General features: G+C 67.6%; 12 protein-coding genes. 5 read left to right on the top strand and 7 right to left on the bottom strand.

What is annotated here, in order from left to right; genetic code table 11:
• Positions 1-122: 122 nt before the first annotated feature.
• Complete coding sequence (locus tag ACN469_RS15435) at positions 123-1,298, top strand: hypothetical protein (protein WP_498768578.1); 1,176 nt, start codon at positions 123-125, stop codon at positions 1,296-1,298.
• Positions 1,299-1,517: 219 nt separating this feature from the next.
• A complete protein-coding gene (locus ACN469_RS15430) occupies positions 1,518-1,994 on the top strand; it encodes a hypothetical protein (protein WP_498768576.1) in 477 nt (158 codons plus the stop codon).
• Between the two features lie 31 nt (positions 1,995-2,025).
• Here ACN469_RS15430 and ACN469_RS15425 read toward each other — a convergent pair whose 3' ends face one another.
• The 5 genes from ACN469_RS15425 to ACN469_RS15405 form a co-directional block, all read right to left on the bottom strand.
• The gene (locus ACN469_RS15425) at positions 2,026-2,919 is read right to left on the bottom strand and encodes a type VI immunity family protein (RefSeq protein WP_498768574.1); all 894 of its coding nucleotides are present in this window, start codon (positions 2,917-2,919) and stop codon (positions 2,026-2,028) included.
• Positions 2,920-2,945: 26 nt separating this feature from the next.
• Positions 2,946-3,722, bottom strand: a complete 777-nt coding sequence (locus ACN469_RS15420; RefSeq protein WP_498768572.1) for a hypothetical protein — start codon at positions 3,720-3,722, stop codon at positions 2,946-2,948.
• 152 nt (positions 3,723-3,874) lie between these two features.
• Positions 3,875-4,597: a YebC/PmpR family DNA-binding transcriptional regulator gene (locus ACN469_RS15415; protein ID WP_498768570.1), complete on the bottom strand. Its 723-nt coding sequence runs from the start codon at positions 4,595-4,597 to the stop codon at positions 3,875-3,877.
• Positions 4,598-4,709: 112 nt separating this feature from the next.
• Entirely contained in the window at positions 4,710-5,117 is a 408-nt protein-coding gene (locus tag ACN469_RS15410; protein ID WP_498768568.1) for an Mpo1-like protein, read from the bottom strand.
• Positions 5,118-5,303: 186 nt separating this feature from the next.
• Positions 5,304-5,780, bottom strand: a complete 477-nt coding sequence (locus tag ACN469_RS15405; RefSeq protein ID WP_498768566.1) for a hypothetical protein — start codon at positions 5,778-5,780, stop codon at positions 5,304-5,306.
• A gap of 234 nt (positions 5,781-6,014) precedes the next feature.
• Here ACN469_RS15405 and ACN469_RS15400 point away from each other — a divergent pair, with 234 nt between their 5' ends.
• Positions 6,015-7,214, top strand: coding sequence for a hypothetical protein (locus ACN469_RS15400; RefSeq protein ID WP_498768564.1), 1,200 nt, complete (start codon positions 6,015-6,017; stop codon positions 7,212-7,214).
• Positions 7,215-7,217: 3 nt separating this feature from the next.
• On the opposite strand, the gene ACN469_RS15395 is transcribed toward ACN469_RS15400, so the two are convergent.
• Both ACN469_RS15395 and ACN469_RS15390 read right to left on the bottom strand, forming a co-directional pair.
• Positions 7,218-7,988 (bottom strand): class I SAM-dependent methyltransferase, encoded by a 771-nt coding sequence (locus tag ACN469_RS15395; protein WP_498768562.1) that lies wholly within the window; start codon positions 7,986-7,988, stop codon positions 7,218-7,220.
• A 72-nt stretch (positions 7,989-8,060) separates the two neighbouring features.
• Positions 8,061-8,522 (bottom strand): acyl-CoA thioesterase, encoded by a 462-nt coding sequence (locus ACN469_RS15390; protein WP_498768560.1) that lies wholly within the window; start codon positions 8,520-8,522, stop codon positions 8,061-8,063.
• 98 nt (positions 8,523-8,620) lie between these two features.
• Here ACN469_RS15390 and ACN469_RS15385 point away from each other — a divergent pair, with 98 nt between their 5' ends.
• Positions 8,621-9,217, top strand: coding sequence for a cupin domain-containing protein (locus tag ACN469_RS15385; RefSeq protein ID WP_498768558.1), 597 nt, complete (start codon positions 8,621-8,623; stop codon positions 9,215-9,217).
• Complete coding sequence (locus ACN469_RS15380) at positions 9,207-11,063, top strand: metallophosphoesterase (protein WP_498768556.1); 1,857 nt, start codon at positions 9,207-9,209, stop codon at positions 11,061-11,063. The genes ACN469_RS15385 and ACN469_RS15380 overlap by 11 nt, the downstream gene beginning before the upstream one ends.
• The last annotated feature ends 150 nt before the right edge of the window (positions 11,064-11,213 follow it).

Below are 11,213 nucleotides of genomic sequence, written 5' to 3'. Positions count from 1 at the left end.
ACACCCCTGCGCAATCCCTGACGGTGCAACGCCGTGGCGTCCCATCGGACGTCATGGCCTGTCGAGCGCGGCGAGCATGCTGCGCCTGGCCTCTCGCCGACTCACGTCAGGAGCATCTGGTCATGCGGTTCCCTTGGTTCGCCCGCGCGGCATTCGCGGCGCTTGTCTCCACCAGCGCGCTGGCCGGAGATTTCTACGGCATGACACCGACGACGTGTCACACCAACGTCGCGCCGCTGTTCACCACGGGCGGCCAGTACCTGGACCCGAACAACGGCGTCCGGCAGAACGCGTGGTCCATGTTGATGCGGTGGCAGGGCATCACCGCGTCGGACACCGTCTCCTACAACGCGGGGAGCTTCACGGGGCTCACCGTTCCCGCCCCCTACTCCACCTGGCAGCGAGGCCAGCAGCCAGAGAGCGTCTATGGAACGGCGGTGGCGCAGGTCCACTGCTACGACGCGGGCATGATTCTCAACTCGTGGAGCTCGCCCAAGACGCCTGTAGAGGGCGGCGGCTACAATGACATGTATGGGTATGCCTGGAGCCCCGCGAACAGACCTCGTCCGTTCTCGGTCGTCGCGACGCGGAATGGTGTTCTAGGGACCTGGCCCTCGGAGCTCGTCCTCCAGGGCAGCATGGCCGTGCCGGTGGTGACGGGCTGGAACACGTCCAACGGCGGCGCCACCTGGAACGCCATTGGAAACCCGGGCCCGGGGGACCTCTTCAACTCCGGTGCGGCCCAGCTGAGCATGTACGCGTATCTGCGGGACACCTCGCATCCGAACCTGCGTCCCATCGCGGTGCTCGCGGGGGCGTATGCGAGCAACGGCTCGACGACGTGTCCCACGGATGGCTGGGGCAACGTCAGCTTCGACTATCCGGCGGGGGCCTGGTTCTCCGGGAACGGCATCTGCACCACGGACGTGTCGACCGTGCGCTACACGGGCGCGACGATGACCAACTCGCAGTTCTCCGACTCGCGGTTCTTCCGGCTCCACTACACGCGGCAGAACCTCATCAACTTCATCAATCGCATCAACAACATGCAGTGCGCCGTCGACCCCACCACAGGGGGCCTGAAGTCGAACAGCTGCAACTGCAAGACTCCTGGAAAGCATTGCCCGCCCATCGGCTACTCCACGAACCCCGACCACTACGTCGTCGAGTACACAGGGGTGCTCGGGGAAATCGTCCAGTGCAACCCCACCCAGGGTTGTGACACCGCCATCCTGGACCGGCAGGTTTCAATGGCCGCCCGCGTGTACGGCTACGGCGCGTTCTGGTACGTGAACTGACCGCTCGCCGGCCCTGTCGCGCCGCGTGACAACCTGTCACGACACCCTGTCACCCGTGAATCCGCACCGAGTGACAGGAGTGGCCTTCCCGAGCCCGCACGGCAGCGCGGGCCCGCCCCGGCGTGACGCGGGCTCCGAGTGAAGCCAGACACGCGAACGCCCCTGGCATCGAGCTTGCTCTGGTCCCGCTTACCCCTGAGGGGGAGGAGGCAGGACACGATGAAGCACAACATCTTCCCGAAGACCGTCTGGTTCGTTGCTGGCGCGCTCGTCATGGCGGGGGCGGTGGTCGCCGCGCTCACGTTCCATCACTTCACCAAGCGCCCGTTCGACGACTCCGACGACAGCGTCGACATTCGCAGCGTGGGTGAGAACTCCTACGAAATCACCAGCAAGGAGCCGCTCGTCGACGCCTTGCAGCCCAAGCACTCGGAGGTGGCGATGCAGGCGCGCATCGTCCCCGCCTTCAAGGACGGCAAGTCCCAGGGCTTCAAGCTCTTCTCCATCCGGGAGGGCTCGCTCTACGACAAGCTGGGCTTCCAGAACGGCGACGTCATCCAGCGCGTCAATGGCATCTCGCTCGACACGCCGGAGAAGGCGCTGGAGACCTACTCGCTCCTGAAGACCGCCCGCCGGCTGGAGGTGGACCTGCACCGCGACGGAGCTCCGCTGCGCAAGGTCTACGACGTGAAGTGAGCGGACAGACACTGGCCCGACGATGAGGGAGTCACAGGCACAGCCTGCGAAGCCAGCGGTGCCACATCGCCGTATCGAACGGGGGCCAGGTGGATTCCTCTTCGCAGAGGTAGGGCTCGAGAACGCGCGCCAGTTCCCGGTACTGGACCGGGACGGACTGAGTCTCCGTATCGATGGCATCAGGCCACTCGCCCAAGGTCAGCAGCACGCGTTCGGGCGCCACCCTCTCGAATGAAAGTTCTGGCATTTCGAGCCGCTGCTGGAGGGCCTCAATCCCTCCAAGCTGTGTGAGTAATGGCTCGCCCAGGAAGGTCAGCCAGTAGGCGCCACGAGCCTTGGTGCCAATGTGCCTGCTCGTCTCGCCCATGTGGTGGATGTCCAACCCGAGATAGCGATTCAAAGGAGCCAGGAGCTGCCGTCGCACGGAGAACCAGGCTCCAGGGCGGGAGTTGAACGCGAGGCTGGCATAGCCAAAGCTGAATGGCAGCTCACGCGCGATGTCGAGGACCAGGGCACGGAAGTGACCTGGTCCATGTGCCAGGAGGTACTCGGTGGGGAAGGTGAAACAGATGCCGCTCGTGGCGCTGTCATCCTGGTTGAAAAGCGGATCATCGATCTTCCGACCGTTGTACTCGAAGTGGTAGCCCCCCGCGCCGCTCTCGAACTCGGACAGATCGACGAGCCGTTCGATTCCCCAGGTACGCTCGACCATCTGATGGCGGATGTGCTCCCAGCCCGCGTCATCCAGCGGCAGGGTGTCGCCGTCGTCCGCGCCATACCAACCCAAGGCCTGGGGAGGAATCGCACGTCGATAGTGCTCTAGCGCGCGCCACACTTCGACAGCCACGTCCAGATGGGAGCGGCGCATGAAGAAGCAGAGGACCAGCCCCTCGCGGACCACCAGGTCCCCGTATTTGTTCGTCACTCGGATGACCGGAAGCGATTCTCTCATCACCACACGACCCGCCGCGGAGAGATCATGGCCACTTTTCCCTGCAGAGCTTCCCGGTAGATGTGACCCTGGTTCGAGTCGGCATAGGCACTCTTCTCCCCGTAGCGCGTCCACCGGGCCTCGTTCGTGTCGGGACAAGGGAACTTGAAGTCCAGGGTGAGCACGGATCGCAGCAAGTTCGAATCGGAGTGCAGGACGAGGTCGGGTTTGATGGTGCGCCACAGCTCGCGAGTACACCCTTGCGAAATGAGCCGCGCCTCCTCCTCCTTGCTGATGGTCTCCAGGAGCCGAGCATGGGGATAGAAACGGTATCGCTGCTCGATGCTGAATGGCGCGGGGTAACGCTGCTCCAGCACCTGCTTCGCGCATCGAAGCGCCAGCACATGCTTGCGTTGCCCCAGGAGCATGGCCCGGGTGATGCGTTCGCCGCAGCCATCCACTTCCACTTCCTCACCACACTCCTGCCTCGTTGGGGCCCGATGACCGAAGAACTCCAGGTTCACCAGGCGCTCGGCATGATGAGCACATTCGACAAGTTGCTCCTCGAGTTCGTCCACCGCGTTGTCATTCCCTAGCAGCGTCACCAGGAACGGGACCAACCCAGCAAGAGTGGAGGATGAGGCGTGCGTAGCCGCGGGAGAAAGCACGCGCGCGCCCTGTCGCCCCACCGCGGCGGCATGACGGATGCGCGCGGCGGTCTCCGTATCGAACCGCAACTCCTTGGACGCCGCCTGATGTGCATTCCCAGCACAAGCCATGAGCGAGACCGTGGCCAAGAGCAGGAGTGCCCGCTTCCGATGTGGGGTCCGAGGAACAGGCATGGACACATCCCAGGTGTTGGGCAGGATTGATGGAGGAGGCCCAGCCAAGGCCCGGCAACGGGGACGCTCTCAACGAGCGCCCACACCGTCCCGGGCCTCCAATCCACTCAGCCCAGATTGTGGAAGACGCGCTGCACGTCGTCGTCCTGCTCCAGCGAGTCCACCAGCTCGAGGACCTCGTTGGCCTTGTCCTCGGGCAGCTCGATGAGGTTCTCCGCGATGTACTCGGAGTCCGCCGAGATGGGCGTCAGGCCCTTCGCCTCAATCGCCGTCTGCAGCTTGCCGAAGTCGGAGAAGTCGCAGCGGATGATGAGCTGCTTCTCGCCCTTCTCGCCGGTGCCCTCGCCCAACTCCTGGAGGCCGTGGTCGATGAGCTCCAGCTCCAGCTCGTCCTGGTCGAGCCCCTCCGGGGGCAGGCGGAAGACGCCCATCCGCTTGAACATGAACGCGACGCTGCCCGCGTTGCCCATGTTCCCGGAGTACTTGTTGAACCGCATCCGCACGTTCGCCACGGTGCGCACCACGTTGTCCGTGGCCGTCTCCACCAGCAGCGCGATGCCGTGGGGCGCGTAGCCCTCGTAGAGGACGATTTCGTACTGCGTCGCCGTCTGGCCGCTGGCGCGCTTGATGGCGGCCTCGACCTTGTCCTTCGGCATGTTGGCCGCGCGGGCATTCTGGAGGACCCGGCGCAGCGTGGAGTTCGTATCCGGGTTGGGCCCACCGGACTTCACCGAGATGGCGATGTCCTTGCTGATGCGCGTGAACACCTTCGCCATCTTGTTCCAGCGGGCCATCATCGTGGCCTTGCGCGTCTCGAAAATGCGTCCCATGGGTCGAAGCGGCTCTTTGGAAAGAGGGGGGGCGTTGAAACGGGGCGGCCAATCTAGCGCAACTCGGGTGGGACGCCCGCGCCAACCCCCTCCCGAAAGCCCCGCGAGTGACTCAGCGAGCCTGCTGCGCGGGGGCCTGGGACTGCGCCTGCTGCGCGGGCGTGAGGCTGTTGGCCCCCGTCCCCTGCTCGCCGTTGGCGAAGGCGCGCTCCATGTGCCCGTCGAGCTGCCCCACCGCCATCAGCCCCGCCATCCGGAAGTCGGAGATGAAGGACCAGAGCGGGTACTTGAAGCTCGCGGGCTTGTTGCGCTCGATGAAGAAGTGGCTGAACCACGCGAAGCCGTAGGCGGCGACCAGGGCGGCGGGCACCAGGGCACCCCGTCCGGTGACGATGGCCGCCACGCCCGTGGCCAGTCCCAGGCTGGTGCCCACGAAGTGGAACCGTCGAGTCACTGGCAGCGAGTGCTCGCGCAAGTAGAACGGCCAGAACTCGCCATAGGTCTGGAGGGGCTTGGGCATGGAGTGAAGTTGTGTCCAGGCAGGGGCATCCCGTCAACCCGCTCCAGCTCGGAGCGTGAAATCAGGGCCCCCACGGCCCCCGAGGGCATGGCCAGCGAGCGAGCAGGCGTCCCCATGGACCCCCTGGCGCGCATTTCCCGACAGGTGGGCCCCTCCCGGCCACCGGGGACGACCAGCCCCCGCGGGCTACTTCTTCACCTTCAGCGCGGCGGTGCGGAAGCACGCCTCGAACTTCTGGGTCTTGCTCTGGACCAGGCCCAGGTGCTTCATCAGCGCGAGCGTCGCGGGGCTGCTCCGGTCGCGGATCTCCGTGTCCATGCACGTCATCGCCTCGTCCCAGCGCGAGCACATGCCCGTGTCGCTGAAGAGGTTCTTGCCCCGGATGCACTTGTCGAGGAGCGGCAGGAACCCCTTGGCCGTCGACTGGGCACACGGCATCAGGTGCTTGTCGAAACAGGCCGACGCCTCCTTGAGGAAGCGCTCCGGGAGCGGCTTCTCGCCGACGACGGCGCACAGCTTCGCCCGGTCCGCTTCAATCGTCTTGAAGAGCGTCAGCGTGGTGGACATGGTGGGCCCCGGCATCTCGGGACATTGCTGCGCCTGTCCCCGCGGCGGACAGAGGGCGACGACGGCGAATAACAGCGCTCCCGCGAATCTCGACATGACGTGCTCCTGAGGCCCCGCCCACCAGAGGATGCCGCCGTGGACGCTCGGGCGGTTCACCCTGGGTTCTAGCGCCAGGGACCTCATCCGAAAAAGCTGGAAAACCCGCGTCATCGCGCGAGGCTTCGCGGCGCCTCGAGCACCTGCCGTCGGCCCACAGTTTTCCGCTCGCCATGCAGCGCGAGACAGGGGCCCTCTCCACCTCGTACGCGGGTCGTGGGAGACTCGGAGCCGATGACGGATTGGATTCCCAAGCCGAACCCCCAGGTGGACCTGCGCACCCTGGTGCTCAGCGCGGAAGAAGGCTTCGTGCTCTCGCGGCTGGACGGAGCGACCGCCACGAGGAACCTCCCCGCCCTCACCGGTCTGCCTCCCGAGAGACTCCAGGGCATCCTCACGCGACTCTTGTCACAAGGCGCGCTGCTCCCCGCCGCCGCCCAGGGCCCGGCCCCCGCCGCCGCGAGAACTCCCGTCGCCACGAGCCCATCAGGCTCCGCGTCTCCGAGCGCCGCGCCTGTCGGTGGCCCGGGCCGCTCCGTGCCCTCGCCCACCACGGTGAGCCCGGGCTACGAGCCCCTCGCGGCCTCCACCGACTCGACGCCGGAGGAGGAGCTGCCGATGCTCGACCTGCTGCCCCAGGAGGCGGAGGAGCCCGACTCCCCTGAGTCAGGAGCCGACAGGGTCGAGTCGCCCGACGAAGAGCCCGCCGTGGACGACGAGCCGGAGGTGGCGCTGGGCAACTTCCGCCAGCTCTTCGAGACGCGGCTGCATCCGCAGACGGAGGACCACCGCGTGGCGCTGGCGCGCGGGTGTGAAGACCCGGAGCTGTCCGCGCTGTGCTTCGACCCGGTGCCCGCCGTCATCAAGGCGGTGCTGGAGAACTCGCGCGTGGGGCTCGCGCACGCGCGGCTCATCGCGCGCAACCACCGCAACCCCGTGGGCCTGGAGGCGCTCTGTGCTCGCGCGGCCTTCACCGCGGACACGGGCGTACGCCGGTGGTTGGTGCGCAATCCGCAACTGCCAGCGGGACTCTTCCGTCGCCTGTGGAGCGCGAGACGACTGATGGAGCTGTACAAGGTGACCATCGACCGCGACGTGCCGGAGTCCACGCGGCGCTCGTCGCGAGAGGTCCTGCGTCAGCGCTTCACCACCGGCCCCGCCGAGGAGAAGGTGGAGGTCATCCTCAACACGGAAGGCCGAGCCCTCGCGTCGCTCATCGGCATGTCCGTGGATGGCAAGACAGCGTCGCTCTTGTGCGGGCGCACGTACCGCTCACCGATGCTCATCCAGAACATCGCCCGCTGGAGCGCGGCGCCACCGCCCCTCATCGCACATCTCCTGAAGCAAGAGGCCGTGCGACGTCAGCCGCAGCTGCGCATGTTGCTCACGCGCCACCCCAATGCCCCGGCGGACGTGAAGCGCGGCGGAGGCTGAACCTCACGGCCTGCGCGCGGTGAGGATGGGCTGATGGAAGCCCGTCTCATCCGGCGAGTACCACCGCGTATCCATCAACCCCGCACGAGTCAGCGCGCGCTCCACCTCCACGCGCTGGAGGGCGCGGTAGACGCCGGTGTGCTCCGTCGCCTGCCAGCCTCCGCCCTCGGGACGCAGGATGAACTGGTGGACCTTGTACGTGCGGCCGTCGGTGGCCCAGTCCCAGACCTGGAAGAGAATCCGTCGGCCCTCGGGTGCATCCAGCACGCGCTCCGAGGTGAAGCGCGGCTGCTGCGCCATCAGCAAGTCGTAGTCGCGGACGCCCAGCGCCAGCATGCCGCCCGGAATCAACTTGGAGGCCATGGAGCGCGCGGCGGCATCCAGGTCCTCGTCGGTGAGCAGGTGCGGCACGGCGTTGTCGAAGGCAATCACCAGCTGGAAGGTGCCTGACACCTGCGTGTCCAGCGTGCGCATGTCAGCGACCCCGGTGGTCAACGTGACGCCCAGGGTGCGCGCTTCGCGCTCCGCGCGAGCCACGGCGGCCGGGCTCAAGTCCGTGGCGTGGACGACGTAGCCTCGGCCCGCGAGCCCCAGGGCCTGGGTGCCGATGCCACACGCGCAGTCGAGCACGCGTCGGGGAGGAGGCTCGCCACAGCGGCGCAGCAGCGCATCCAGCGCGGCGCCCTGCCGCTCCACCGACTGCGCCCAGTTGGCGAAGAGCAGGTGATACTCCTCGGCCAGCCCTTCGTGGAACCCCAGCACGGAGTCACTCATGCGCGCGGGCTCCGAGGGGGCGTCGAGCCAGGCACCCGAGCACCCGTCCCACCTGGAATCGCTCCGGACGTCTCATGTCCCGAAGGACCGTCCCTCCACGGCCTCGATGGCGGTGCGCACGTGCGCGGGCACGGGCACGGTCTCATTCGAGACGTAGTTGAGGGTGACGATGACGGCGGTGCCCTTCGTGTACAGCGCTCCGTCCTCCTCGCCGAACACCGCGTGCTCCAGCGTGACGGACGTCGTGCCGATGCGGGAGACGCGAGCACAGGCGATGAGCCGGGCCGGGAAGACGACGGGGCGCACGTACTCGGCCTGGGTGGCCTTGAGGATGGGGCCGATACCGCCCGGGGCCCGCGTCTCGCCCGTGCCCGACGGGCCCGTCATGCCGATGCGCACCAGGTAGGAGATGCGAGCCGACTCGAACCACGTGAAGGTCCTGGCGTTGTTGGCGTGGCCGAAGGCGTCCATCTCACTCCAGTGCAGGGTGAAGGGGACGGCGACGGGGAAGTCCTGGGGGGTGAGGTCCGCCATGTCGGGCAGGGTGCCCCAGTCGAGGCCATGAGGGAACGAAGAACACCGCCTGCCTGCTCTCCAGTCAGGGGCCATGGCCGTGATAATCCAGTAACACGATGAGTCCACGACTCCTGCTTTCCGCGCTGGCCCTCATGGGGCTCGGTATCGCTCCTCCCGCCTGGGCTCGCGAGCCCGCGCCGAAGACGGCACCCGGTACCAGCTCGCCCCGTCCGCCTGTCGACACATCGCGAGACACCGCCGCCACCACGAAAGGTGCGCAGCCGTCGAGCCCCACCGCCGCGACACCCGGCGCGCGGACCGTGCGCCACCGCGTCACCGCCGCCGAGGCCCCTCGCCACATCATCGCGGGAGGCAAGGGTCGCGCGACGCTGTTCCTCAACGAGGGCACGGGCGCCACCGCCGCCTCGCTGACGCTGCTGGAGCTGCAGCCCGGGGGCGAAGTGCCGGAGCATACGCACGACACGAGCGTCGAGATTCTCTACATCGAGGAAGGCGCCGCGGACATGACGGTGTCGGGGCAGACGCTGCGCGTGAGCAAGGGTGACGCGGTCTACATCCCCGCCGGAGCGAAGCACTCGGCCCGAGTCGTCATGCCGGGCGCGCCCTTCAAGGCCGTGCAGGTCTACGCCGGCCCCGGCCCCGAGCAGCGCTTCACGCAAGGCCCGAGGGAGACCACGCCCCATGGCCAGTGAGCGGGACGGGGCGGCGGCGGCGCGCAAGGGAAGCGAAGCTCCCGCGAAGCAGACCAACAAGGTGACGACGGGCGAGCGTCCTCACCTGGTGGAATCCAGAAACGAAGCAGCGCTCATCTCCGACAGCGGCACGGCGACGAAGCCACGCAAGCACGCGGGCATGGTGCGCTGGCTGCACCCGGCCCAGCTGTTGCGCACGGGTCTGGACGCGCTCGTCGCGGCCGTCTTCGGCGCGCGCGCGGACCATCGCCTCATCGAAGCGGTGGTGCGTCCGCAGGAGCCTTATTTCGACTACTCGCAGGAGACGCTGCCCGACGGCGACTTCTGGCTCGACTACGTCGCGGACACGGGAGACGGCTGGGACCCCACGTACACGGTGGCGCGACTGCTGGCCCTGCCGGAGCTGAAGCTGCCCGTGCGAGGACAACCCAGGGCGGGTGAGTACGCCACGAAGCGTGGACGCGTGCTCGTGTCTGGCGGCGACGGCGTCTACCCCGGCGCCAGCCGTGAGACCTACGAGGAGCGGCTGATACAGCCGTACGAGGCGGCCATGCGCCGCTCCGTCGCGCCCAATCCGGACCTGTTCGTCATCCCGGGCAACCACGACTGGTACGACGGCCTGTCGTCCTTCATGCGGCTGTTCTGCGCGAACCGGTGGATAGCGGGACGGCGCACGCGGCAGAGCCGCAGCTACTTCGCGCTGAAGCTGCCGCATCGCTGGTGGCTCATCGGCACGGACGTGCAGCTCAACAGCGACATCGACGTGCCGCAGGTGGAGTACTTCCGGCAGGTGGCGGAGAGCATGGGCCCGGATGACAGGGTCATCCTCTGCAACGCGGAGCCCGCGTGGATTCTCGCGGCCACGCAGCGGCGCAAGGGCAGCTACCTGGAGAACAACCTGGAGTACCTCCAGGAGAAGGTGCTCGGCCGGCGCATCAGCGTCTTCCTCGCGGGAGACCTGCACCACTACCGGCGCCACGAGGACGCGGCGGGCCGGCAGAAAATCACGGCGGGCGGAGGCGGCGCCTTCCTGCACCCCACGCACGCGCCCAAGGCCCACGTACTGCGCGACGGCTACAAGCTGGAGAAGAGCTTCCCGGACGAGCGCACGTCGAGAAAGCTCGCGCGCAAGAACCTGTTCCTCATCCGCTACAGCCCGCTGTTCGGCTTGATGACGGGCGCGCTGTACCTGCTGCTCGCGCTGGCGGCGTACGCGGAGGTGGGCTCGCTGGGCGTGGCCCGGCTCGGCGACGTCGTCATGGCGGTGGCCAACAGCATGGTGAGTCGTCCGTGGACGATGGTGCTGGGACTGGGCACCATCGGCGGGCTCATCGGCCTGGCGGACGCGGCGTTCGGCAAGTGGCGGTGGCTGGCGGGGACGGTGCACGGAGTCGCGCACATCCTCGCGGCCTTCTTCGTGGCCTGGGGAGGCACCTACGTCGCGGTGAGCGGGCTGGGCATCTGCCCGGACCTGACACCCGACGGGCTCAACTGCACGGCGGGCTGGGCACACCTGGCGGGCAAGTTCCTGATGTCCTCGGGGCTGACGTTCCTGGGAGGATTCCTCGTCGGCCCGTTCGTCATGGGGCTCTACCTGTGGCTGAGCGTGAATGTCTTCGGGGCCCACTCCAACGAGGCGTTCATCTCGCTGGCGCTGCCGGACTGGAAGAACTTCCTGCGCCTGCACATCAACGAGGAGGGGCACCTCACGGTGTACCCGGTGGGAATCGAGCGGGTGCCTCGCAAGTGGAAGCAGGTCCACGCCGGCCCCCTCGCGCCCGCGTACGAGCCGGACGACGCGAAGGCCACGCCGCCCGCGCTCATCGAGCCGCCCCTGCGCGTCTAGGCCGTTTTCCCGGGAGGCGGCCGTGCCACCTCCGAACGCGGCCGTCCCACAAGCGCACAGTGGCCGAGGCTTCCGTGACGCCCCCCATCGTCACTCCGGGCCATTGAGTCTCGGGGTGGAGTTGGCACGCGAATGGCTTTGAGGTGGTGC

Origin of the sequence: Corallococcus terminator (genome assembly GCF_049194865.1) — a bacterium.
Taxonomy (GTDB): domain Bacteria; phylum Myxococcota; class Myxococcia; order Myxococcales; family Myxococcaceae; genus Myxococcus; species Myxococcus terminator_A.
Note: the sequence above shows the minus strand (reverse complement) of the source record. Positions and strands in the feature narration are given on the sequence as shown.